This window comes from Pedobacter ginsengisoli (genome assembly GCF_002736205.1).
Classification (GTDB): domain Bacteria; phylum Bacteroidota; class Bacteroidia; order Sphingobacteriales; family Sphingobacteriaceae; genus Pedobacter; species Pedobacter ginsengisoli_A.
Window position 1 is genome coordinate 1,704,734 of sequence record NZ_CP024091.1, and the last position, 23,224, is coordinate 1,727,957.

General features: G+C 33.2%; 23 protein-coding genes. 14 read left to right on the plus strand and 9 right to left on the minus strand.

What is annotated here, in order from left to right; translation table 11 throughout:
* The first annotated feature begins 106 nt into the window (after positions 1-106).
* The 6 genes from CPT03_RS23355 (at position 107) to CPT03_RS06965 (ending at position 4,890) form a co-directional block, all read left to right on the plus strand.
* Positions 107-265: a helix-turn-helix domain-containing protein gene (locus CPT03_RS23355; RefSeq protein ID WP_410522628.1), complete on the plus strand. Its 159-nt coding sequence runs from the start codon at positions 107-109 to the stop codon at positions 263-265.
* Positions 262-1,389 carry a site-specific integrase gene (locus CPT03_RS06945; protein WP_099438166.1) on the plus strand — a complete coding sequence of 376 codons (1,128 nt, stop codon included), beginning with the start codon at positions 262-264 and terminating at the stop codon, positions 1,387-1,389. Before CPT03_RS23355 ends, CPT03_RS06945 begins: the two co-directional genes overlap by 4 nt.
* 2 nt (positions 1,390-1,391) lie before the next feature.
* Positions 1,392-2,246: a hypothetical protein gene (locus CPT03_RS06950; RefSeq protein ID WP_099438167.1), complete on the plus strand. Its 855-nt coding sequence runs from the start codon at positions 1,392-1,394 to the stop codon at positions 2,244-2,246.
* Positions 2,247-2,340: 94 nt separating this feature from the next.
* Positions 2,341-2,685, plus strand: a complete 345-nt coding sequence (locus CPT03_RS06955; protein ID WP_216641616.1) for a helix-turn-helix domain-containing protein — start codon at positions 2,341-2,343, stop codon at positions 2,683-2,685.
* Between the two features lie 145 nt (positions 2,686-2,830).
* Entirely contained in the window at positions 2,831-3,955 is a 1,125-nt protein-coding gene (locus CPT03_RS06960) for a primase-helicase family protein (RefSeq protein WP_216641617.1), read from the plus strand.
* A gap of 497 nt (positions 3,956-4,452) precedes the next feature.
* Complete coding sequence (locus CPT03_RS06965; RefSeq protein ID WP_099438169.1) at positions 4,453-4,890, plus strand: plasmid mobilization protein; 438 nt, start codon at positions 4,453-4,455, stop codon at positions 4,888-4,890.
* Here CPT03_RS06965 and CPT03_RS06970 read toward each other — a convergent pair.
* Complete coding sequence (locus CPT03_RS06970) at positions 4,859-5,101, minus strand: helix-turn-helix transcriptional regulator (protein ID WP_099438170.1); 243 nt, start codon at positions 5,099-5,101, stop codon at positions 4,859-4,861. The genes CPT03_RS06965 and CPT03_RS06970 overlap by 32 nt on opposite strands.
* A gap of 314 nt (positions 5,102-5,415) precedes the next feature.
* Between CPT03_RS06970 and CPT03_RS06980 the strand changes: the two genes are divergently transcribed.
* A complete protein-coding gene (locus CPT03_RS06980; protein WP_099438172.1) occupies positions 5,416-5,631 on the plus strand; it encodes a hypothetical protein in 216 nt (71 codons plus the stop codon).
* 65 nt (positions 5,632-5,696) lie between these two features.
* On the opposite strand, the gene CPT03_RS06985 is transcribed toward CPT03_RS06980, so the two are convergent.
* Positions 5,697-6,443 carry an NERD domain-containing protein gene (locus tag CPT03_RS06985; RefSeq protein ID WP_099441036.1) on the minus strand — a complete coding sequence of 249 codons (747 nt, stop codon included), beginning with the start codon at positions 6,441-6,443 and terminating at the stop codon, positions 5,697-5,699.
* 546 nt (positions 6,444-6,989) lie between these two features.
* Between CPT03_RS06985 and CPT03_RS06990 the strand changes: the two genes are divergently transcribed.
* From CPT03_RS06990 to CPT03_RS07010, 5 genes are all read left to right on the plus strand, one after another.
* The gene (locus CPT03_RS06990; protein ID WP_099438173.1) at positions 6,990-10,073 is read left to right on the plus strand and encodes an Eco57I restriction-modification methylase domain-containing protein; all 3,084 of its coding nucleotides are present in this window, start codon (positions 6,990-6,992) and stop codon (positions 10,071-10,073) included.
* Positions 10,074-10,135: 62 nt separating this feature from the next.
* A complete protein-coding gene (locus CPT03_RS06995) occupies positions 10,136-11,257 on the plus strand; it encodes a DUF4268 domain-containing protein (RefSeq protein ID WP_099438174.1) in 1,122 nt (373 codons plus the stop codon).
* Between the two features lie 50 nt (positions 11,258-11,307).
* The gene (locus CPT03_RS07000) at positions 11,308-13,389 is read left to right on the plus strand and encodes an ATP-dependent nuclease (protein ID WP_099438175.1); all 2,082 of its coding nucleotides are present in this window, start codon (positions 11,308-11,310) and stop codon (positions 13,387-13,389) included.
* Between the two features lies 1 nt (position 13,390).
* Positions 13,391-15,211, plus strand: coding sequence for a UvrD-helicase domain-containing protein (locus tag CPT03_RS07005; protein ID WP_099438176.1), 1,821 nt, complete (start codon positions 13,391-13,393; stop codon positions 15,209-15,211).
* 27 nt (positions 15,212-15,238) lie between these two features.
* Complete coding sequence (locus CPT03_RS07010) at positions 15,239-15,601, plus strand: hypothetical protein (protein ID WP_099438177.1); 363 nt, start codon at positions 15,239-15,241, stop codon at positions 15,599-15,601.
* Between the two features lie 63 nt (positions 15,602-15,664).
* On the opposite strand, the gene CPT03_RS23055 is transcribed toward CPT03_RS07010, so the two are convergent.
* A complete protein-coding gene (locus CPT03_RS23055; protein ID WP_245869996.1) occupies positions 15,665-15,808 on the minus strand; it encodes a hypothetical protein in 144 nt (47 codons plus the stop codon).
* Between the two features lie 36 nt (positions 15,809-15,844).
* On the opposite strand from CPT03_RS23055, the gene CPT03_RS07015 reads away from it, so the two are divergent.
* Positions 15,845-16,564 (plus strand): carboxypeptidase-like regulatory domain-containing protein, encoded by a 720-nt coding sequence (locus CPT03_RS07015; RefSeq protein WP_099438178.1) that lies wholly within the window; start codon positions 15,845-15,847, stop codon positions 16,562-16,564.
* 140 nt (positions 16,565-16,704) lie between these two features.
* Here CPT03_RS07015 and CPT03_RS07020 read toward each other — a convergent pair whose 3' ends face one another.
* The 5 genes from CPT03_RS07020 to CPT03_RS07040 form a co-directional block, all read right to left on the minus strand.
* Positions 16,705-17,886 carry a relaxase/mobilization nuclease domain-containing protein gene (locus CPT03_RS07020; RefSeq protein ID WP_099438179.1) on the minus strand — a complete coding sequence of 394 codons (1,182 nt, stop codon included), beginning with the start codon at positions 17,884-17,886 and terminating at the stop codon, positions 16,705-16,707.
* Between the two features lie 103 nt (positions 17,887-17,989).
* Positions 17,990-18,901 (minus strand): SIR2 family protein, encoded by a 912-nt coding sequence (locus CPT03_RS07025; RefSeq protein WP_099438180.1) that lies wholly within the window; start codon positions 18,899-18,901, stop codon positions 17,990-17,992.
* 169 nt (positions 18,902-19,070) lie between these two features.
* The gene (locus CPT03_RS07030) at positions 19,071-19,481 is read right to left on the minus strand and encodes a plasmid mobilization protein (protein WP_099438181.1); all 411 of its coding nucleotides are present in this window, start codon (positions 19,479-19,481) and stop codon (positions 19,071-19,073) included.
* Positions 19,482-19,778: 297 nt separating this feature from the next.
* On the minus strand, positions 19,779-20,723 hold the full coding sequence (locus CPT03_RS07035; RefSeq protein WP_099438182.1) for an abortive infection system antitoxin AbiGi family protein: 945 nt from the start codon (positions 20,721-20,723) through the stop codon (positions 19,779-19,781).
* A 181-nt stretch (positions 20,724-20,904) separates the two neighbouring features.
* Positions 20,905-21,117 (minus strand): hypothetical protein, encoded by a 213-nt coding sequence (locus tag CPT03_RS07040; RefSeq protein ID WP_099438183.1) that lies wholly within the window; start codon positions 21,115-21,117, stop codon positions 20,905-20,907.
* Between the two features lie 128 nt (positions 21,118-21,245).
* Between CPT03_RS07040 and CPT03_RS07045 the strand changes: the two genes are divergently transcribed.
* The gene (locus tag CPT03_RS07045; protein WP_099438184.1) at positions 21,246-22,151 is read left to right on the plus strand and encodes a hypothetical protein; all 906 of its coding nucleotides are present in this window, start codon (positions 21,246-21,248) and stop codon (positions 22,149-22,151) included.
* A gap of 21 nt (positions 22,152-22,172) precedes the next feature.
* On the opposite strand, the gene CPT03_RS07050 is transcribed toward CPT03_RS07045, so the two are convergent.
* Positions 22,173-23,213 (minus strand): RES family NAD+ phosphorylase, encoded by a 1,041-nt coding sequence (locus CPT03_RS07050; RefSeq protein WP_157766371.1) that lies wholly within the window; start codon positions 23,211-23,213, stop codon positions 22,173-22,175.
* Positions 23,214-23,224: the final 11 nt, after the last annotated feature.

Genomic DNA, 23,224 nt, shown 5'->3' on the forward strand with positions numbered 1-23,224 from the left:
TTGTAATGGTAAAAATCTTAAGAACAAGATAAAACGGTTAAAGATTGAAAACAGTAATCAGGAAACTAAGAAAACTAGAGAACAACCAAAAAATGAACTTAATGGAATGGCATATTTGAGTATTCAAGACACCTGTACGTTATTAAATATAAGCAGAACTACCCTTTGGAGATTGCTTAACCAAGAAGTTATTAAAGCCTACAAATTGGGTGGCCGTAAAATTATTAAACGAGAAGAAATCGATAAATTATTTGTCAACCTATGAAACAGAACCGCACAGTTAAATTAAGAGAGAAAAAATTAAATGATGGTCGATTGAGCCTTTATTTAGATTTTTATCCTCCCGTTTACATTCCTGAGACTGGAAAAGAAACCCGAAGAGAGTTTTTAAAAATTTACCTGTTTGAGAAACCGATAAATGCCATTCAAAAAGAGCATAATCATGTATGTAAAACAAAGGCAGAAAGCATTCGTGCTGAAAGAAGTTTGCAGTTCATCAATAAAAGCTTTGATTTTACCGACCGTTTATCTTCTAAAATGGATTTTCTTGCCTATTTCGAGCAAAAGGTTAAGAAACGTAATTCTTCAAAAGGAAATGCTGATAACTGGTTTGGCTCATTTAAATATTTGAAGCTTTATACTGGTGGCAAATGCACATTTGGTGATGTAGATGAAAGATTTTGCGAGGGTTTTAAAGAATTTTTAAAAAATGTAAAATCACTTAAATCTGAAACGGCAGGTTTGGCTCAAAACTCCCAGTATAGCTATTTTAACAAGTTCAGGGCTTGTGTTAAAGAAGCTTTTGAAGAACGTCTATTTTCTATCAACCCCATTCTTAGGGTAAAAGGAATTCCCCAGGGCGAAAGTGAAAGAGAATATTTAACTTTTGAAGAGCTGAAAGCACTTTTTGAAACAGATTGTGAACCAAATGTTTTAAAAAGAGCATCTATATTTTGTGCTTTGACAGGTTTAAGATGGTCAGATATGATTAAACTTACTTGGAAAGAAGTACAACATTCCGAGCAAGACGGATATTTTATTCGTTTTACTCAACAAAAAACCAGTTCTAATGAAACTTTGCCCATTGCCGAACAAGCTTATGAGCAATTAGGAGAACGAGGTAATTTAGAAGATAGAATTTTTAAAGGCTTGAAATATTCGGCTTATACGAATGTGCAATTATCTCGGTGGGTTATGAGTGCTGGAATAACCAAAAAGATCACTTTCCATTGTTTCAGGCATACTTACGCTACTTTACAATTAACAATGGGTACAGATATTTATACGGTATCAAAGCTGTTAGGACATAGGCATTTAAAAACGACAGAAGTATATGCAAAAGTGATAGATAAAAAGAAAGTAGATGCCTCAAAACGTATTGTATTGTAGTTATGAGGCAAATTATTCTAAAGCAAAATAAAAACCTTAAATATCTTCCATTGGCTTTTAATAATAACATTAAAGCAGTTAATGAGGAATTAGAGGCTGGACATTCTAAGCTTTATGTTTTTCAAGTACAGTATATTAATGATGTACTATTTAGTGTAAACAGAGAAATAAATGCAGAAAACATTTACGAACTGTTTGGCGCACAAATAGAAATGTTGCTTGATATTCTTAAATATATAAATGAAAGCATAGAGGTCTACGAACGGTACGAATTGCTCAAAGGTTTTATTGCCGAATATGAACTCATAAAGCAATTGGCAACTAAACCCGTTTTTGATATACTTAACCACCACATTGATTTTATGGGTAACGAGTTAATCCCGTTGGTAAATAATCACATTGAGCGGATTGATGAAGAACTGAAAATCAAGAATCACAAAAGTTTTGTTAGAAAAAATCTGATAGATAAAGGTGTAGTGGCGTTTACAACAGGTGTTAATGATGTAGAAATTAAAGGAATTTTGGCATTTCTCAAGCTAAAGTGCGCAAAGGAAGCGGATTTTTTAGCACTTGAAAATGAACTTTCAAATAATACTAAATCGCATCCAGAATTTTATAACTTAAAAAATGTTACTCCTGACGATATGATCCTATTTTTTAAAATTATGCAATACAGGCAGATCTTATCCAAAATTACCAATAAGGATTTATCTAAGTGGCTACACAGAAAATTCAGGTATTTTAAAAACGGGGATTACCTCATTGGACAGTCTCAAAGGACAACGCTTGATAAGTTGAACGTTAAATTGACAGCAAAAGAAAAAATAAAAGAATTGAATATCCATTTCAAAAAATAATTAAAACTTACGTGTTATGGCGATGCACGTAAGTTCTGAGGCTTACTTTGTGATATTAATAAATACTTATTATTCATCACATAAATGAAGCCTTATGAACGATTTAATGTTAACATCCATAAGAAAGGAAGAACTATCGGCAATGATAGAAAACAGTGTAAGAAAAGTTCTTTCAGAAACCCCATCCTCGAATTCTGAAGAAAAGCCACAAGATTTTTTAAGTATCGAAGAAGCATCCAAATTCCTTAATCTTGCTAAAGCAACGGTTTATACATTAACCTCCGCAGGGAAAATACCAGTCATTAAGAAAGGTAAAAGACTATATTTTACTAAACAGGAATTAATGGACTGGTTGAAAAAAGGTCGTAAAAAAACAATTGAAGAGATTGAAGAAGAAGCGACCCAGTATGTTTTAAAAAATAAATATACTTCAAGGTAGGAATACATATTTTCTTTTTGCTGTAATCACAGCTCCAACTCAATTTCAAATATTTTTATTTATCAATATGGAACATTCGAATTACGTTCGAGTAGGTACTTCGTATCTAAAAATTTCTCATAAACCGCTTTCAACAGGAGATACCATGAAAGTTTTAATTCCGTGGAATATCGAAACCATTATTCGTGATCACGGCAAAGATATTGTTGCCGAAATTCCAAAATATGATGGATGGTGCATTGTGCCAGAACATTTACATTATCAGAAGGAAATTAAAGGGTATTTAAACCGATACGAGGAAATACCACATTTACCAAAACAAGGAGATTGTGTTAAAATATTAGAATTCATAGAACACATTTTTCAAGAGCAATATGAATTAGGCTTAGATTACATCCAATTGCTTTATCAAAAACCTAATCAAACTTTGCCAGTGCTATGTTTGGTATCAGAGGAAAGAGAAACTGGTAAAACTACATTCTTAAATTTTTTGAAGAAGATATTTGCAGGTAACATGACTTATAATTCGAACAGCGACTTTAGGTCAAATTTTAATATCGATTGGCTAAATAAATTAATAATTGCTGTAGATGAAGTGCTTTTGGATAGAAAGGAAGATGCAGAACGTATTAAAAATCTAAGTACTGCTAAATCATTTAAAGCAGAAGCAAAGGGGCAAGATAAGTTTGAGGTTGAATTTTTTGGCAAGTTTATTTTGTGCAGTAACAATGAAGAAAATTTTATCATTATAGATCCTTTAGAAATTCGTTATTGGGTAAGGAAAATAAGTCCTATAAAGCAAAAAAGACCAAATTTGCTAAAAGAATTGCAAGATGAAATCCCACAGTTTTTAAATTTTCTAAATGAACGTAAGCTTAGCACTTCAAATACAGGCAGAATGTGGTTTACAGCGGAACAGATAAATACCTCAGCGTTGCGGAAAATTAAATCGCAGTTCGTTGATAAAGTTGAAATAGAGCTACTGGAGATCATAAAAGGAATAATGGAAAACAAAGAATTGAACGAAATGTGCTTTACTAATTCTAATATTCAATCTCTGCTCCAAAGAGCCAATTTCCGTGTGGGTAGAACTGGAGTTAGGAAAATAATAGAAACCAAGTGGAAATTAAACCAATACCCCAATGCTTCAAATTATACCTCCTACCAGTATGACACATCGGGTTTCTTATTAGAGTACCAAGATAAAGGCAGATATTATAAAATTACTAAAGAGCAACTGGAGCAAATTTTTGTAGATATGTTGACTTAGTGGGTCAAATGATTGATTTTTAATTTATTATGAAGTCAACATTTAATCAACAATTGGTAAACAAATAAAAAAAGGTTGACAATATAAATTCGTGAATAATCAAATGTTGACCAAAAGTTTACTGAATGTTTACTATTTAACTTATTGATTAGTAATTATTTAAATGGATTAGTAAACAAATCAACAAAAATAAAGGGATTTGTACGCATAGGTACAACAAAAAGAAAAATAGAATGCAGTGGCCTGTTGTTTTATAACAATATACGCATATATAGCTATCTGAATATGTGTATATAGATATATACGTATAGATGTATATACGTAAGGATTCTTACAGGCGGAAATAGGCTTGTTTTCTATTGTTGTTTTTCACATTGCAAGATGTGTTTTTGTACGGTGGAAAACCTCCCAAAAACATACTTGCCTAAAACTTGAAATTCAAGTTTCAGGATAAGAAAAACTCGCAACTCGTTTTTTAATATTAATATTTAAATGGTATGGCAAGAAACATTGGTGGAAGACCAAAGGTGTTAACTGGTAAAAGAGATAGAAGAATTGAAATAAGGTTGACGGAACAAGAATTGATCATTCTTCAAAGATTAGAAAATGAAACTCATATTTCCCGCTCTTGTTTGTTTATTAAAAGAATCTTGTACCAGCAAGATTTTTTTGTGACTACCGATGTTCTAAAAGAGCTGGCATCCGTAGGGCAAGAAATTGGTCGAATTGGTGTAAACATAAATCAAATGGCTAAACACTGTAATACAGTTATCAAGAGCCAAAGCTTAAACCCTAAAATTACCGAAGAGTTTAATAAATTAATGCAGGAATTTTTGAGCGAAGAGAAAGAGATAAATAAACTATTTCGTCAGATGTACAGAACAATGGCAAAACCGAAAGGTACTAAAGCGGTAATTCAGGAAAGAAATCCTTGATAGAGCAGTTTAAAATCGTCGCTAATCTATTTAAATGACTTAGGTTATACTTTGCTCGGTATTTTGGACTTTCGATATGACCAATAAATCCTACTGATAGATCAAGAGCTAAAGCCAGGTCTGCTTGTGAAATACCAGCAGCGATTCTTAATTCACGCACCTTGTTAATTACATAAATATCAATTTCTGATTTTAAAAGTGCCTTGCTCATTGCCGTGCAAGAACGGAAAAGCAATTTTTTTAAACACCTATGCAGGTATAAGTAAAATTTGTATATTTACTATTCAATACGTATTTATGACGGTTTTCGGTAAATTTATATTAGCATCGGTCATCAGTTTCTTTTGCATGGTTGGAGCATTAGGGAGTAGGCATCCTGTTTTCCTAATTGCATTGGCTATGCTTTGTTGGATTATATTTGCATGGTCTGTTTCTTCAGGCAGTAAACGCAAACAGCAAAATAAAAAAGATTTTGACGAGTTTATGAAGTTTAAAAAAAGAGGTTATTAATTCTTATTTTTGAGTATGCCTGAAACACTAAACATCAAGAACAATGGTTCTGTTGCCTACATTCGTATAAGCGAACTATCACAACACGAACAAGAACTATTTAGAAAGTGGCTTCTAGCCGATGGGCAAACACGCCCTGTCATAGAGGAAGAAACTGATCCGCTGGATTGTGCCTATCCTTGGGATTATGAGTTATGGAAATCAAATCCAAATGCTACTCATTTGCTTTAAGTTGATTTTTTCTTTTTGCTGTAATTTAAAAAGCAACATCATTTTTTTTAAAAAATAAAGTTTTGCTATAAAGTAGCTTTGGTGTACCTACATCTGGGGTATTCGCTACAACCTTTAAACTCACCGTACCTACCGTTCTTTATCACAAGTGTTCCTGAACAATAGGGGCATCTCTCTGAATTTAGTATGTTGTTGTGACCATTTTCATAGACTTTATACTGTTGATTTTGTTGTTTTGGTTTTCTTCGGTTGTTCGATTTTATGATTTCGAATATTTCATCTTTTAATAAATCGGTTAGGATATGCTGCTTATGCCGTTTTATGGTTTTAAGTAGGCTAAAAATTTTGATAACTTCTGAAGATGTACTTATTTTAAGTGTCGACTTCCAAGTAAACACCACAATAGGAATGTATTTAATATTTGGGTGGTTTGATAAAGTATTTTTTAAAGCTTTAACATGGCCGTGATTTTGTAAGATAGGGTTGTATAGCCTTTTCTTACTTTTATAAATAACCTGTGTCCAATATTGTGCGTGTTCACTACCCATTATCCAACCTTTGTAATTCTTTGTTTCAATAACAAATACACCAAATTTTGAAACGATGATATGATCAATTTGGGATTTGTAGCCATTGCCATATAGTGTAACATTGTGCATCACTCTATAATCTTTCTTGCTAAGAAATTTTAGAAAGAAGGCAACAGTTATTTCACCAACGATACCTTTAATTAGCGGACGAATAATTTTGATTATTATAGCCAAAAACAATAACAACCAAAGTGGCCAAAACTCTATTAACTTGTTATTCATTCACTTTTATGTAATAGTTCAAAGGATTGGCAAAATTAGCTTAATTGTGTCCAATTTTAGAATTAATTGCTTTGGAGTATAATTAAATAAGACTTTTTGAACTGACTGTAGTGGAGATGTCTAATGATGTACCGTAAAAACAGTAGATAAATATCTACTTGAATTTACACTGTATTCTCTAAATATAGTTTTGCTATATTTTAATTTCACTTTGCTATAAAAATATAGCTATGCGTTATAATACTCTTTGCTAAATTGAGTTTTATGTCATTCTTAGGCTATCACTTATACCTGTATCGGTCGAAATACTATTATGGTTTTACAAAATAGCGATTAACGATAGCTAATGGTCGTTAACTATACTTGTGTCGGTCGGTATGTTATTATGGTAACTATATAGATTTGTTTTTTTTACATATGATTGCTTCTTAAGTCAAATAGTTAAGTAAATCATTGCCCAAATCAAGTATTATATACTTATTTTTAGCATATTCAACTAATCTAACTTTAAAAGGTTAAAACTAAAATATCCCGTAGCAACGCTTTATGCCATTATTTCAAAATTCGGTAATTAGAAAACAATTACAAGATCAAGATAAAACGAAACTAAATTTGCAATGGAAAGTGTTTAAAAACCACTTTCAAAATCTTGATATCCAAAACAATATCCGTAATAGTAAAGAAGAGCAATACCAGGGAGAATTTCTAATCGACTTATTTGTAAATGTTTTTGGCTATATAAAGAATCCTAATCCCAATTATACTTTAACAACAGAGCATAAGAATGTAAAAGACAGTAAAAAAGCAGATGGAGCTATACTGGTAAATGATAAAGTAAGGGCTGTTATCGAGTTAAAAGGAACTAACACCACCGATTTAGGAAAAATAGAAGTGCAAGCATTCGGCTATAAAAATAATCAGCCCGACTGCGTTTATGTGATAACCTCTAACTTTGAAAAGTTAAGATTTTATATAGACAATGCAACTGAATTCCTAGAGTTCAACTTATTTCGGCTTACAGAGAAAGAATTTGAATTACTCTATCTGTGTTTGGCCTACGATAATATTAATAAAGATATCCCAAAGAAACTAAAAGAACAATCAGCTACTGAAGAGAAAAATATTACAAAATATTTATATACGGATTATTCCCTTTTTAAAAGAGAATTACATCAAAATCTAGTGGCTTTGAATCCTAGTTTTGATGCCTTAGAATTATTTCAAAAATCACAAAAGCTACTTGATAGATTTCTATTTATCTTCTTTGCAGAAGACCGAAATTTATTGCCGACAAACTTAATCTTTAGAATTAATAAAGAATGGCGACAACTCCAAGAAATGCGAGTGAACATTTCGCTTTATGATCGCTACAAAACATATTTTCATGACTTAAATCAGGGAGCCAAAGTTGTACTTCCAGCTTTTTCACAAACAGCAGCTCATGAGAAAGAAGAACATCAAATATTTGCCTATAATGGTGGATTATTTCATCCTGATGATATACTAGATGCAATTAATATTGATGATGAATTACTATTTAGTCATACCCAAAAACTATCAAAGTACGATTTTGCAAGTGAAATAGATGTAAATATTTTAGGTCACATTTTCGAAAATTCATTAAATGAATTAGATGAAATAAAAGCACAGCTAGAAGGAACATTAATTGAAAAAGCAAGCACCAAAAGAAAAAAAGACGGTATTTTTTACACACCTAAATACATAACCAAATACATAGTTGACAATACTATTGGTAAAATGTGTACTAGTAAAAAAGCTGAATTTAAAATAATTGAAGAAGATTATTTTACTGACAAAAAAAGAAACATAATAACGAAAAAACCTTTATTTGAAAAACTAACCAATTACCGAAATTGGCTTCTTCAAGTTACTATTTGCGATCCAGCATGTGGTAGCGGGGCTTTTTTGAATGAAGCTTTAGACTTTTTAATTGCGGAACACCGCTACATAGACGAACTTCAAGCCAAACTTCTTGGCGAGGCATTGGTCTTAAGTGATATAGAGAAAAGCATTTTGGAAAATAATCTTTTTGGCGTTGATTTGAATGAAGAAAGTGTTGAAATTGCTAAACTGTCATTATGGTTGCGCACCGCAAAGCCTAATCGAAAATTAAATGATCTTAACAATAATATTAAATGTGGAAACTCTTTAATTGATGATGTTGCAATTGCTGGAGAAAAAGCATTTAACTGGCAAACTGCTTTTCCTAAAATATTCGCGAATGGTGGTTTTGATGTTATTATTGGGAATCCGCCTTATGGCGCATTTATAACTAAAAAAGAACAAAATTTTTACACTAAAAACTATAATACAGCATCATACAAATTAGATACTTATGCGATTTTTATAGAAAAAGGAATTGGTATAACAAAATTGAATGGTAAGTTAGGTTATATAATTCCTTATACTTTTTTAAGCATCCAACAACATCGAAAATTAAGAGAATTCATACTTGGTTTTAATATTGAAACATTGGTTGATTTGCCAACAAAGGTTTTTGAATCAGCGGACTTAGATACTGTAATTTTGTTAATGACAAAAAACATACCTACTCAAATTATAAAAAGCGGTAAAATACAAAATCAGGAAGTTGTTATTTCTAATGAAATAGGTTTGACGGATATTTTAAACAATCAAGATTTACAAATTAATCTTAATAATTCATCTGTTGATATTACACTAATAAATAAAATTAAGGATTTGTCTTTCACATTAAATGATTTTTGTGAAATATCACAAGGCTATATTCCTTATAGAAGAAGTGATTTAATTAAGAATTTCGGAGAATTTGAGGGCAATAGAATTGTAGATGGTAGACTTTGGCACTCATTTGAAAAAAAAGGCGATGAATGGAAACAAGAAATTCAAGGGCAAGATATTGGAAGATATACATATAAAGAATCATTTCAATATGTAAAATATGGTAGTCATATTGCGTCTTATGTAAATCCAAAATTTTTTAATAGTTCTAGAATTATTATTATGGAGATTACGAGAGGAAATAAGTACAAATTATCATCTGTTTATTTGGAAAAAGAATTTTATAATACACCTTCAATTATCAATATTATTAGTAGAGATAATTCTCTTGATTTAAAATCAATCCTACCATTAATAAATTCGAGGCTAATGACTTGGTTTCATTTAAAAGTGAATCCCAAAGCAAATGCGGAAACATCTATACCTAAAATATTGGTGGGTGATGTTCGTAATCTTCCTATTGCTAAAAATGTAATATCTTATAATATTCCTTTAGCAGAAAAAGCTGATTTGATGTTATTATTAAATAGAGAGCTACAAGAACAATCACAAAAGTTTCAAAGAATATTGCAACGAAAGTTTGACCTAGAAGCTTTACCTAAAAAATTACAAGATTGGTATTTGTTACCTTATGCTGATTTTATAAAGGAATTAGGCAAACAAAAGATAAAACTTACACTTTCACAAGAAGCTGAGTGGGAAGATTATTTTACCAAAGAAGCTCACAAATTGGTAGCAACTAAAGCCGAAATTAATCAAACTGACAAGGAAATAGATGCCATGGTCTATAAACTATACGATTTAACTGATGAAGAAATAGGTATAGTAGAGAATAGTATGAATAACTAAACCTCAAACGCTGATATAAAAGTTAATTGTCCTAGAAAATAATATTTAAATACGCTCATAAAATGTATCTAATAAATCCCGATAAAACCAGTATAAAAAAATTAGAAGAGAAGAAACTAAGCCAATTAGGAGTTAAAGAACGTAATCATTTACAAGAATGGATAGCCTCTAATCCTCAAGCACTGGGAGAAGATTTATTAATCATTCAAAAAGAATTCAATGGTTTTAATGATACTAACGAAAGACTTGATTTATTAGCTTTAGATAAACAGGGTATAATTGTAGTTATAGAAAATAAACTAGATGATAGTGGAAGAGATGTTACATGGCAAGCATTAAAGTACGCATCATATTGTTCTAGCTTGACAAAAGAACAAATTAGGAACATCTTTCAAGAATATTTGAAAAAGTCATTGAGTACCGATAGTGCCGAAGAAAAACTAGCTGAATTTTTTGAAAAAGAATACGAAGAAATTAGCTTAAATATGGGTGCAGGTCAGCGCATCATTATGGTTGCAGGCAAATTCAGGAAAGAAGTCACATCAACGGTGTTATGGTTGATGAACTATAAAATTAGAATTCAATGCTTTAAGGCAACTCCTTTTGTATTAGGCGAACACTGGTTTTTAACTGTAGAACAAATACTTCCAATCCAAGGAACGGAAGATTTTACTATTGGAATGGCAGAAAAAACCCAGGAGGATATTAGTTCACAAGAAGTTTTAAAGTCAAGGCATCATATACGCCTAGATTTTTGGAGTGAGTATATAAAATATAATAACGAACGGAATTTATTATTTAAAAACTCGTCACCAAGCAAGGATAACTGGATAGGAATTGGCATAGGCATCACTGGGGTTGGAATAAATAGTGTAATCTCGAAAAACTATGCAAGAGTTGAAATTTATATAAATAGAGGAGAGAAGGACGAAAACAAGAAAGTATTTGATTTCTATTTTAAACACAAGATAGAAATTGAAAGTCTTTTTGGGCAGGAATTGATTTGGGAGAGAATGGATGATCGGGTTTCGGCAAGAATTAAATGTCAGTTGAATGGGGTAAGTATTTTTGAAAAAGATAATTGGCATGAAATGATAACCTATATGTCTATAAATATCGAAAAACTAGAAAAGATTTTTAGACCGTATTCTTCAAAACTGTCTAGTTTTTTGAAAAATCAATAAACTGGCTTTAATATTATATAAATTCAACAAAAACCTAACTAAATAGGAATATGAAAATAACGCAACTCACTGTCACCAATTTTAGATTGCTGGAAAATATTACAATCAACATAGAAGATGACATAACCTTAATAGTAGGAAAAAATAACACAGGTAAAACGTCATTATTTGAAGTTATAAATCTATTTTTTGACACCAAGAATAGGATATCATTTCATGATTTCTCTTTAAATAGTCATGATGTTTTTAAATTATGCGATGCAAAATTTCAAAATGAATTGTTAGTTGAAATTGAGGATGATAAAAAAGATGAAATTGAAAAGTCTTTGATTAATGATATACCTAAGATCACTTTAAGTATTCAAGTTGAATATGATAAGGTGAAAGATTCTTTAATTAATATAAGTGATTTTATTTCCGATTTAGATGATACGAAATCAGATGCTACAATTCTTTTTAAATACGAACCTAAAGAAACAATTAATTTGTTTAGGTCATTCCATAATAGACCCAATAAGGACGTTGAACTAATAGAGTGGTTAAATGAGAATATATCATCTTTCTACACACTCCATGTTTTTGGTGGTGAAAACTTAATAGAAGATCATGTTTTAACGAAAATACTTTCTGTAATAAATTTTGAGACAATCCAAGCATCAAGAAAACTTGATGATACAAAAATGGATAAAAACAGATCTTTGGCACTTGGATTTTCTGACTACTATCAAAACATTCATGGAGATAATAATGCAGATGTAGAAAGTTTGAAAGATACGCTGAAAAGTGTTTCTACTGTTTTAGATGGCAAGTATGAAAAGGTTCTTGAAAAAATTCTTGAGAAATTGAAGTCTTTTGGTATTGATAAGGATATTAATATTCCTGAGATCATACTGAAATCAAAATTTGATCCTGAATCAATTATTCGAAATAACATAAAGTACTATTACAAAAGTGGTGATATAGAACTGCCAGAAAATTACAATGGATTAGGTTATAGCAACCTAATATTTCTTGTTTTAAAAATTGTAGCCTTTATTGAAAATTTCAAAAAAAACAAAGAAAAAAATGCAACTGAAATTCTGACAATTTTAATAGAAGAGCCTGAAGCGCATTTACATCCCCAAATGCAACAAGTTTTTGTAGAGCAAATAAGAGAAACAATTTCTAAGGCTTTAATTGAGGATAGTATTCAAGTACAATTAATTATTAGCACTCATTCATCTCATATGATTGCCGAAGCAGGTTTAAATGTCAAACGAAGCTTTGAAAGAATACGATATTTCAATAAATATAAAAAAGAAGATAGAACAATTGTTGAGGTAAAAGATTTTAATGAATTTAAGCATAAGGAAACAGATAAAGATACTTTTCGATTTTTAAAACAATATTTAAATCTGCATAAATGCGATTTGTTTTTTGCAGATAAAGTTATTATGGTTGAGGGAATCACAGAAAAAATATTAATGCCATTATTTATTAGAAAAGTAGCTAAACAACTTGAAAATGAATATGTATCCATAATTGAAGTTGGAGGAGCATATACCCATAAATTTAAAGAATTTTTTAAGTTTTTAAATACAAAGGTTTTGGTAATAACTGACATTGATTCTGTGGACGCAATGACGAATAAATCTTGTCACGTACTAAAAGAGATGGCAAACACAAGTAATTCAACATTGTCAACCTGGTTACCTCAAAAAACAAAAATTTCTGAATTATTGGCCTTGACTTTTGATGAAAAACTAGATGAATCTAAAATTATTAGAGTAGCTTTTCAAATTAAAGAAGATGATGGAGATTTTGTGCCAAGAAGTCTAGAGAATGCCATAATTAATTGTAATCAAACATTTTTTAAAAGTAAATATTTACTCGAAGATGAAATAGAAAAAGAGGTTTATAAATCTTTTTCTTTTCAAAAGTTGAAGAACATAGATGAATTGATCTATATGGATACAAGTAGAGATCAATCTGATGTAGACCCTTCTTCAAAACAAAAGACAGATTTTACATTTGATTTAATGACTTTTGATGAAAAGGGAACTAATCTTGAATGGAAAGTGCCAAAGTACATAAAAGAAGGTTTAGAATGGTTGTCAAAAAACGAACATTTATTAACAGTAAAAGTTGATTAAGATGGAGGCATTTGAGCAAATAAAGCAATGTATTGAAGTTAATTCAAGCTTTGTGGTGGAGGCTGGTGCAGGTTCTGGAAAAACTTATGCATTAATTCAAACCCTGAATTATTTAATAGAAACTAAAGGAGAGGTATTACATACTAAAAAACAAAATATAGTTTGCATTACTTACACGAATGTTGCTAAAAACGAAATCATTAAACGGATTGAATATAATGACTTAGTTGAGGTTTCTACAATTCATGAGTTCTTATGGCAGTCTATCAAACAGTTTCAGAAGCAATTGAAAATTCAACTTTGTAAACTTAATGAAATAAGATTAAAAATTGATGAAACTAAAGGTAAGGAAACAAAATACATTAAAAATCTGAATGAGCGGATTAATTTAGTTAGTGAAGTTTTTTACAACGATTCTTCTTTTCGTGATTTTGAAAAAGGTGAACTTCATCATGACGACGTGATTGAGTTGTCAAAAATGCTTTTTAAAGAATATCCATTATTAACCTCTATTATCGCTCAGAAATTTCCATATATTTTAATTGATGAGTATCAGGATACTTCAATAGAAACAATTGAAGCTTTAATAGATTGTTTATTAATGCGTAATAAAGACAAGATAATCCTTGGATTTTATGGCGACTCTCATCAAAAAATTTACGATACTGGAATCGGAAGTCTTGAAAATTATTATGAAGGAGAAAATAAAGTACTTAGGTTAATCAAAAAAGAAGAAAATTATAGATCGTCAAGAGCTGTGGTTGATCTACTTAATAACTTTAGAACAAATATTAAACAAGAACCCAAAAGGGATGTAGACGGATCTATAAAATTTATTTATTGGGGAAATCATCCTGAAAAAGAACCCAAACAAAAGGTTAGAGAGTTTGAAGATTCCTTAAAAAAGTTTAAAAATGATTTTTATGAGGAAGTCAATCATAAATTGATTGGGTTGGGCTGGGATTTCAGTAGCAATAATTTAGATAAGATTTTAGTGTTAGCTAACAGTAGAATTGCAGATAGGGCTGGATTTTTGAAATTATATAAAATTTATTCTGAACGATATGGTCAATCAACGAAAGAACGACTTTTAGATAGAAATCATTTTCTAATTAAGTTGTTTACAGGATATATTGATAAAAAGACTTCTCAAGAAAGGGAGATTGGTTTAGAACATCTGATGACTTACTGGTTGGAAAATAATCATAATAAAGCGATTAGATTTTTAAGAAGAAATGGAACTGCTTTACATGAATTTCAGCATCCAAAGAAAAAAGAAATATCTGATATATTAGATGATTTATCCAATAATAGAAACAATAAAACAGTGAAAGAAGTATTGGATGTTGTTTTGCAAAAAGGGATTGTTTATTCTAAAAATTATGAAGAATTTATTTCTCGTATTTATCAAGATTTGGAAGGCTTTGATCCAGAAATCAAAGAAAAAATTGAAAAGGACAAATCCTTTTATGAGTCGTTTATAAATCTTTCATATAGTGAAATTATGAACTTTTGGAAACATATTCAAAATGAAACAGTTTTCTCAACTAAACATGGAACAAAAGGAGATGAATATAGAAATGTATTAACTGTGATTGATGACACTGAATGGAAGCAAGAATATAATTTTAATAATTTCTTTAATAATTGTGACGAAAAGCCTGAAAGGTCGTTAAGAACTCGTAATCTTTTTTACGTTGAGTGTTCAAGAGCCAAAGAAAATTTAGTTGTTTTAATGTTATCTAAAATTGAAGATGATGCTTTAGCAAATGTTAGAAGTTGGTTTGGGAATAAGAATGTTGTTGATATAGAACAATTTTAAACGATTAATTTTTAAGACAATTAACCTATGAACTCAAGCCAATTTCAGTCAGGAGATATATTAAAAGCTAACATTTGCGATAGAAATAATGGGTTTCACCCAATTATATTTATTGATGGGAATTCTGATAAAGATTTCATCGGTGCAATGATAACCCATAGCGATTACAATAATGTTAATGTTTTAATGGACGAATCTCATTTTAAGTCCACATTCGATTTTAAATTTGAAAACAGCTATCTTGTTTTAGGAAGATTTATCAAACCCGAAGAATGGGGGCCATTTAAAAAGATTGGAGAATTAAGTCATGTTGGACTCGAATTCGTAAATGAGTCTATAAATAATCTGCCAATGGAAACATTTAACGATTACTTTAATAGAATGAAGTAATATCATTAATGTGTTTTGTACCTTTTTTGTACCTAAATCATCTTAACTGTCTATTAATCAGTATCAATTTACTTTCTGCATCGGGAAGTAATCACTGAAAACTACCGCATAATTACGACAACTAATGACAAGTAAATAGTTTGCCAGTAAGAGGCTAAGTGTGCTTTTACCTGCACCACCTTTCTGGTTTCCGATTAAGATGATCATAGTGAAAATGTCGAAATATTAGTTTAAATTCATTTGATGAATAAGCGCTTAGAAATCAGTATACCCAAAAGCTGCTCAGAGAACTGGGCCGGCATGACGCAAGTAGCAGGAGGAAAATACTGTACATCCTGCCAAAAAAAGGTCACTGATTTTACTGATTTCAATGAGAAAGCGATACAAGAGTGGTTTCTGCTGCACCAGAATGAAAAAGTATGCGGAAGGTTTCTCAAGAGTCAGCTGGTTGTACAGGCGGAACCGAAAGTGAGCGTATGGGATATGGTGAGAATCAAGATCCTTACCGCCTCAGTTCTGTTGTTCCCTTTCACGCTGAAAGCCTCCTCCAGTTCTGTAACGCAAAAGCAAACAATAGAAGCAGCCCCGGTAAGTAAGCGCACATCACCCACTAAAGCCTTTGAAAAGCAAAGACTGCTAGTGGATAGTATACGAACAATAAACGGTATTGTTTTGGATAAGACTACAAAGGAAGTAATACCGGGAGCGGAAGTAAGAATAAAGGGCACCGAGATAAAATCGTACTCCGATAGTAAAGGCAATTTCCAAATCAATTTGGATAAGGGTGTTAGTCCTGTGTTGATGGTCTCATATGTTGGGTATATGAACTTTGAACAGGAAGTCCGTATCGTGTCTGACAAGTTCATTGCAATAATGCTCGTTGAAGCGCCAATGGGTGAGGTCTGCATCAAAAAGCCTAGTCTACTGAAACGGATATTCCGACCTATCAAAAAAAGCCTCTAATACTTCTAGCTAATTATTTCTTCCAGTACAGGGTCATCCTGATTCGATGGGTAGTCTCTGAGAAAATCATATTCAATTCCGTATGTATATTTTCAGTTTCCCAGCTTGTGTTTCTCTCGAGGTAGCAAAATCAGTAATTCTCATCGCGTATTTGTTCTTGCCTGTCGCTTACGGTGACGATTCCGGCCGTGGATTGCTTCATCGTCAATGTCGTCTGATATATTTATATCAATAGGAGCTTCATAGGGAATGAAAGTTTCCTGTGGACTGAATGAGCCATTGAAGGCAAGCGGCATGAATTCATCTATCTGCTCGTGCGGCTTAAAAGGTATGTTTTTGGTTAGATCTGACCTTTGTGGTAATGGCTGTTGGAGCGCTAAATTCAGGTCTTGAGTGAGCACATCTAAGTCCATCAGTTCACTACCTTTAAACGCATTACCCTGCGAATAATCCAGTACAGTGTATCCATAAGCAGGCATGCCCTGCACACCATGAAATATCAGCTGGATCCCAAATTTTTGTTTCATGAATATGGCGAGATCGGAGGTATAGCCAGGCTTCTCTTTAAATCCGCCACCAGGCAAGGGTAATGATTCTGCCCGTAGGACACCCGAATAAGTTGAGCGGTATTCATACAGCAATGCCGTGATCTGTTTTGCCCGCTTTTCAGGAGATTGGTAATTCGATATCCGTTCCCTTATTTCCGATACATCGATTTCGAGTAGCTTCCGGCCGAATTTGATTAGCTCAAATTTACCCTTCTCTTCGATAAGGGTATAGCCTTTGCTTTCCAGGATCATCATGAACTGAGGTTTGGTTGAAAAGTTAAATGCCAATGCTTTCTCCAGATCAGTTTTTGCAGTCAGTTTCTCGTCCCGTTGCATTACCTGACTGATTGCTGTCATGGCTCTGATTTTCTCAAATGCACTATTGATCTTTTTCCCTGAGGCCTTATCTATCCGTGTAGAGACAATGTGCACATGGTGGTTATTGGTGTCGCCATGAAAAACAATGAGGTAAGGCTGTTTGCCGTAACCCATTTTTTCGAGCCAGGCGGAAGCTATTGCGGTTAATTCTTCCTTGCCGGCACTTTTTCCTTTTGCGGAAATAATGGTGTGTAACTGCGGATATTGAACCCGTTTATTTCTGGCCGAGATCAAGGCCAGGTAGTTAACATAATCCTGCGGTTTCAGATTGGATATGCCTTGCAGCGGCCCAAAGCCTGAGATTTTCATGAGTTCCCCTTTATTTTTGTCCACCTTGTTGGTATTGTAACGGATTCCCTTAAAGGTTTTGCTTTTAGCCAGGAATTTCACAATCATCAGAAAGCGTTTGCTTTGATTAAAGGAATTATTGCCCTAGGAAGTTCAAGAACCACGTATTAATGAACGTAAAAGTGAACAATAAAATTTGAGAAACGGCGAACTAAAGTTTCCTTTTGATTACTTGTATCAATTCCCTATAATGTGAGATATATTGATCTGAGTTACCAGATAAGGGATTGATATGGACGTTTACAAATAAACTTTCCAGCAGAGATTTTTTTTGATCATCTATCTTATCACAGTAATAATCTATCCGGTTTTTAATAAGAGATTTGCTGTGGGGACTTTTCTTCATTCGTGCTCTACGTGTTAATATCCACCAAAGATCTACTTCACTAAAGTCAAAAGTAAATCCCATAATGTGGATGTTTGCTGTAAAGATCAGTTCTATCCATGATGAGCCATTAAATCCACCGGTTTCGAATTTTTGCTCAATAGTAAGTTCTTTAACTGGCTCACCATCTACCTGATAAGAGTATGTGCCTTTTACATATGATTCTGTTTTACCCAATGCTCCACAATATTGATCCAATCCGAGCATAATGGTAGCAGGCCTTCTGATTTCACCGTGGATTTGCCAAAAATGCTTTTTTTTCTCCATGGTATTAGATATTTTTTTCAAACGCCTTATGCTATAAACATCTTCGGTGCTGTATTCAGCAATTGGAAGGGTTACCTCTGGAAGGGACTTGATACTAGTTATAAAGCCATAGTCATAATTAGTGGTGATATAATTCTCTACATTGAGGAGAAAAAGGTCTCTATAAATATCATTAGCTTCAATATTTTCCAACAGATTGGCTATTTCAACTTTAACTTCATATTCATCATCAAGAATATTATCATGCTTGTTAATCTTTTGTAATACGATCCTTTCATAGATCATCGTATTTGGCAGATTATTATCTTCAAATTTTTTGCCAGCCTTGATTTTATCAAGTAATCCAGCCCAAGAGATATTACTTTGAATAAGTCTATTGATACCGTTTCCGAAAAAGATAGTGTTTTCCACAATTTTAAATTTGTTCGCCTAAGTTAAACTAGTATTATGGATAAAACCAAGTGTTGTTTCACTATAAATTCAATATTTAATTACTTTTGAAGTAACGGGGTTATCGGTTCACATAAATTCGCGAAGGAAATATTGATTCCTTGAATTTACGAACAGTTGAGTTCATGAATTATTTAGTCATTGACCTAATGACCTTGCGTAAGGTTATTTCTAATTGATGCTCAATCTTGATAAACTCTGCCAGAAGCACATTGTAACGCTCAATAATTTGTGGAGAGAGCAAAGACCGTTTATTTAGAGTATTGGCATATCGCGCAAGCTGGTTGATGTTGTTTCCGATGCGCCCCAGCTCAGTGCCGAGCTGATCGAGTTGAACAATGAATTCTCTTGCATTGATTATGACCTTTGAGGACTGCAAGACCCGCGTCCGTATCAAATCAGTACGCTTAAGGCCTAAAATCTTTTCCATTTCCAGGATAAGCGCAAATTCTTCTTCCGTAAAACGCACATCGATCTTTCGGGTACGTTTACCAACTTTCATTGACGGCCTACCTTTGAGCAGTTTATATTTCTCTTTCATAAAAGTCTGGGAGTTGCGAGTAGACTTAACTCCTTAATCAGGGACGACTGCAAGGAGGTAGTTGTTTAAGGCAAGATCACTTTTGACTGGCAAGTATTCCGAAGGGATTTCTGTCGGACAAAAAGACATCTTGCAAAGTAAAATTCAAAGCAGCGTGCTGATAAGCAAACGGTTTGTTTTTACTTTGCAGCACGGTTCCAAAGGGACGCAGCTGGAATAAATTCATGAAATGAATTTCCAATTCCGGTTACTAATCTCAAATATATTTAGGTTACTTAATAATTTAGGTCTGTTAGGCTAATGAGAAGTACAAAGCTCTATTTCTAAATCGTATTTTTTTAGCAGGTCTCTAGTTTCTGAAAGAATGGAATTAGGTACAAAGATCCGTTTGATCAATTCTGTTATTGGTTTACCGTTGATCGTTCGTAGAAATCTGCAAAGATCGATTCTCTTGAATGTTCCCGTAGGAATAATAACTTCTTTATCGAAGTATTTCTTGTCCAATTCAAGTAGCCTATCTTTCTCTTCAGTTGTAAGGTCATTAACCAATGACTTATTTCTGTATTTTATATTACTTATCATCCGCCATTCTCTCTGCATATAATATCCTAGCTTATCTGTGTATTTAGTGTTTTCAATAGGATAGAATAAATTTGAAAGTCCCTTAATAGCTCCAAGCTGTTCACTGAATGGCTGGCTACCATCATTTAACATTGAGAGAAGGAAGTGTAGATCTTTTATTTTAATATCTGTAGGAAACGAGTCTCCCTTATTAGTAAGAATGAGAAATTCCTCAGAATTACTGTGATTACTGGAGTATTCGAAAAACTTCTGAAGCCTTTCCAAAAGTTGATGTGTCTCGGCAAGTCTGGAAAGCAGCGATCCAAACGCTCCCCTCCAAATTAGGTCTTTTGAATCTTGAGGCAAATAGAAAACGGGACAAACGTGCGCTTGTTGTAATTGACTCACCTCAAATTCTAGAGAGACATTACCAAAAAATTTTGCATGATTACTTAATTCATCTTCTCCAATCTGCGTGAAGCATAAACGATTTTGAACTACTATTTTTTCAGGTCCACCACTGCCATCATTGAGTTCTTCACTGAATTTATAGATTTCTGGTGTTAAGAGTAATCCCGACTGGAAAATGGATTCAAGAATTTTCAAAGCCTTTTGATCATCAGAATGACCATTTTGGGGCCGAGGGAAAGAGTGATATAGAAATTTTTCTGAGGTTTGCATTTTTAAATTATAAATGGAGAGCTGCTACAGTTATTCTTACATAAATTAATGAAAGAATAATTTGAAAAACAAACTTCAAAGACAATAATATATAGTCCCATTATATATACTCTTCATGCAGAATTCTTATTATAAACGAGATACCGGTTACCTAGCCTTGGAATCCTGTATATGGAAGATACTAGCGAATGACTATGATGCGACCGTCTGCATGTTCAGCAATCATCTGCCCGTTTTTTTTATAAACAAGAGGCTGGCCAATAGAGAAAAGGTATTCTTTTGCGTCCTCCTGCAACTCTAACTGCCATCTGATGCGCTCCGCTAAAGTCATGTCAAAGGGCAATTTAGACATCTCACCCTTTGTAATTAACTCTTCTAAAGGAATTTCTTGCATGGCGCATTAAGATTAATTCGTGTATGAATTTAAGCAAAATTAATGAATTGTGGTGAAATAGTACCACGTGGTATTAAGGCGTTTTGAGATTAAGTTCGTAATTTGTTGCTGACCAAATTATAACATACATGAAAAAGATATACGCTCTTGTCTCACTATTGCTTTTAATTTTTCTTGGGCAAACCAAGGCACAGACGGCTAAGCAGCTTGAAAAGGCCTATCAGAAAAAATCAACTGTAAAGCTCAAAGCATTTTTTGATGACTGGGCTAAGGATCTTCCTCCAGCGACTCCGGAACAGCGATCGAAGATGAGTAATCCGGTTCAGCAGGCCTACCAGGTTTTTGAAGCTTTTTATAACCCTCATGACTTAGGCGGTCGGGGAGGATCGGAATTTGGCAATAAGATCTATGAAGGGTTTAATTATCTGATCATCCAGGACAAATTTAAGATCTACCAGAAAGAAAAGGTGTTTTATACAGATGAAGAAGCCAAAGCATATGCGATTGATAGCATTAAGAAAAATGTTGAACGGAAATATCATGAAAAATGGATCGCTTCTATTGAATCCGGTGATAAATATTTTGTAAATGCATATGGGCCTAATAACAGGCCGGAGTGGGACGATAAGGGTAGAACGTTAATAGATTCGGTAACAGATTTTCGGCCTAATATCGTTGGTACCAAAGGTACCCCCTTATACCTCAGTGATAAATATAAGGCACTTCTGGATAATTTCCTAGGTAATAAACATGTGCCTTTTGCCACTGGAGGAATTATGAATACTGCCCAAGCCAAAGACGAAAGTGCGGATAGGCAAAAGTTCCTGCAAAATTATATTAAGATCTTTTACGGGCATTGGGGAGGCTACTGGCAATACCCCTCTTATCCGACCATTAGCAGTATCGTTTTTGATAAAGACTTGAAGTATGTCAAAGTCTATTACGGCATGATCTATGAAGGAGGTGAGGCCTTTCTGAAGTTAGAGAATAATGCCTGGAAGCTGCTTTCTATGAAACGCACATGGATTCAGTAAATATCACAAACTACTATGCACCTATTTAGGGTCCCAGTCGTAAGTTAAGTTAGTCACACGATGATAAGCTGATTCGATGCACTCTAGTTTCCTATCTTTAAAAATTGCTAGGTTATAACCTTGGGAGTTCATCGCACTTTTATACTCCACACCGTCAAAACCTAGCGATTTGATAAATTCACAGAGATATTGTGTCGGAAGATAGTCCAAATGTACATCCAATTTTCTGACAGGCTTGGAAAGTTCATGTTCCAATCGCATCAAATATGGCCTGACAAGAATAAATTCTTCGAGGTCAAAGCCACGATCCAGTATTTCAAAAGGGCCGTAATCTGCTATGTTTTTCAATGAGACCACATTTATGGTTTCTGTTGTGACGAATTTGCCTACTGTTATACCCTCATGAAGAGCCACCCGGGTTTCATAAAGAGTCGTCTCTTTACTTTCTGATATATAGAGATAAGGTATTCCAATAGGATTTGCCCTGCCAGGGGTGGTATGGTTTTGCGGTGGTTTACCAAGTTCAGAAGGAGGTAATTGATGATCAGAAATCCGCGCCCTATAAAAATAAGTGTCGGCTGGATAGTAGATGGCCAAGCGTTCAAAAACGCTTTCCAGTCGATCAGTATCAATCTTTTCACCTATAAAAAAGCGATTACGGGTTTTAATTTCATCAGAAAACATATCCCATTGTAACTGGAGATCTTCACCAACCCCTACAGCAGAATCAAGGAGCGTCCCGAATTCTATTGGTGTCTCGAAGAACTCATCACTATAATTATCCCAGCCACGTCCAATTTGATTTACAAGGTGCAACACATCTTTTGTTGACAGATTAGCTGCATTAAATAATCTTGGCCAGTATTCTACCAGATGTTCATGAATCAATACAGGCTTATCATGACCCAGTGATTTCTCAGCATTTGGGTTAGGCATATACATATCAAACAGTTGTTCAAACTCCGTGTTGAGTTCGGCGCAGGTAATCACAATAACTCCTTTGGAGTCACAGAAATTGCAATTGCCTTTTTTAGTGGACAATGCCTCAATTCGCTTTTTCAATCCTTGATCGG

Excerpts from the sequence above, each read along its gene's own strand:
- CPT03_RS23355 (WP_410522628.1), top strand. The coding sequence starts at position 107 with ATGGCATATTTGAGTATTCAAGACACCTGTACGTTATTAAATATAAGC.
- CPT03_RS06945 (WP_099438166.1), top strand. The coding sequence starts at position 262 with ATGAAACAGAACCGCACAGTTAAATTAAGAGAGAAAAAATTAAATGAT.
- CPT03_RS06950 (WP_099438167.1), top strand. The coding sequence starts at position 1,392 with ATGAGGCAAATTATTCTAAAGCAAAATAAAAACCTTAAATATCTTCCA.
- CPT03_RS06955 (WP_216641616.1), top strand. The coding sequence starts at position 2,341 with ATGAACGATTTAATGTTAACATCCATAAGAAAGGAAGAACTATCGGCA.
- CPT03_RS06960 (WP_216641617.1), top strand. The coding sequence starts at position 2,831 with ATGAAAGTTTTAATTCCGTGGAATATCGAAACCATTATTCGTGATCAC.
- CPT03_RS06965 (WP_099438169.1), top strand. The coding sequence starts at position 4,453 with ATGGCAAGAAACATTGGTGGAAGACCAAAGGTGTTAACTGGTAAAAGA.
- CPT03_RS06970 (WP_099438170.1), bottom strand. The coding sequence starts at position 5,101 with ATGAGCAAGGCACTTTTAAAATCAGAAATTGATATTTATGTAATTAAC.
- CPT03_RS06980 (WP_099438172.1), top strand. The coding sequence starts at position 5,416 with ATGCCTGAAACACTAAACATCAAGAACAATGGTTCTGTTGCCTACATT.
- CPT03_RS06985 (WP_099441036.1), bottom strand. The coding sequence starts at position 6,443 with ATGAATAACAAGTTAATAGAGTTTTGGCCACTTTGGTTGTTATTGTTT.
- CPT03_RS06990 (WP_099438173.1), top strand. The coding sequence starts at position 6,990 with ATGCCATTATTTCAAAATTCGGTAATTAGAAAACAATTACAAGATCAA.
- CPT03_RS06995 (WP_099438174.1), top strand. The coding sequence starts at position 10,136 with ATGTATCTAATAAATCCCGATAAAACCAGTATAAAAAAATTAGAAGAG.
- CPT03_RS07000 (WP_099438175.1), top strand. The coding sequence starts at position 11,308 with ATGAAAATAACGCAACTCACTGTCACCAATTTTAGATTGCTGGAAAAT.
- CPT03_RS07005 (WP_099438176.1), top strand. The coding sequence starts at position 13,391 with ATGGAGGCATTTGAGCAAATAAAGCAATGTATTGAAGTTAATTCAAGC.
- CPT03_RS07010 (WP_099438177.1), top strand. The coding sequence starts at position 15,239 with ATGAACTCAAGCCAATTTCAGTCAGGAGATATATTAAAAGCTAACATT.
- CPT03_RS23055 (WP_245869996.1), bottom strand. The coding sequence starts at position 15,808 with ATGATCATCTTAATCGGAAACCAGAAAGGTGGTGCAGGTAAAAGCACA.
- CPT03_RS07015 (WP_099438178.1), top strand. The coding sequence starts at position 15,845 with ATGAATAAGCGCTTAGAAATCAGTATACCCAAAAGCTGCTCAGAGAAC.
- CPT03_RS07020 (WP_099438179.1), bottom strand. The coding sequence starts at position 17,886 with ATGATTGTGAAATTCCTGGCTAAAAGCAAAACCTTTAAGGGAATCCGT.
- CPT03_RS07030 (WP_099438181.1), bottom strand. The coding sequence starts at position 19,481 with ATGAAAGAGAAATATAAACTGCTCAAAGGTAGGCCGTCAATGAAAGTT.
- CPT03_RS07035 (WP_099438182.1), bottom strand. The coding sequence starts at position 20,723 with ATGCAAACCTCAGAAAAATTTCTATATCACTCTTTCCCTCGGCCCCAA.
- CPT03_RS07040 (WP_099438183.1), bottom strand. The coding sequence starts at position 21,117 with ATGCAAGAAATTCCTTTAGAAGAGTTAATTACAAAGGGTGAGATGTCT.
- CPT03_RS07045 (WP_099438184.1), top strand. The coding sequence starts at position 21,246 with ATGAAAAAGATATACGCTCTTGTCTCACTATTGCTTTTAATTTTTCTT.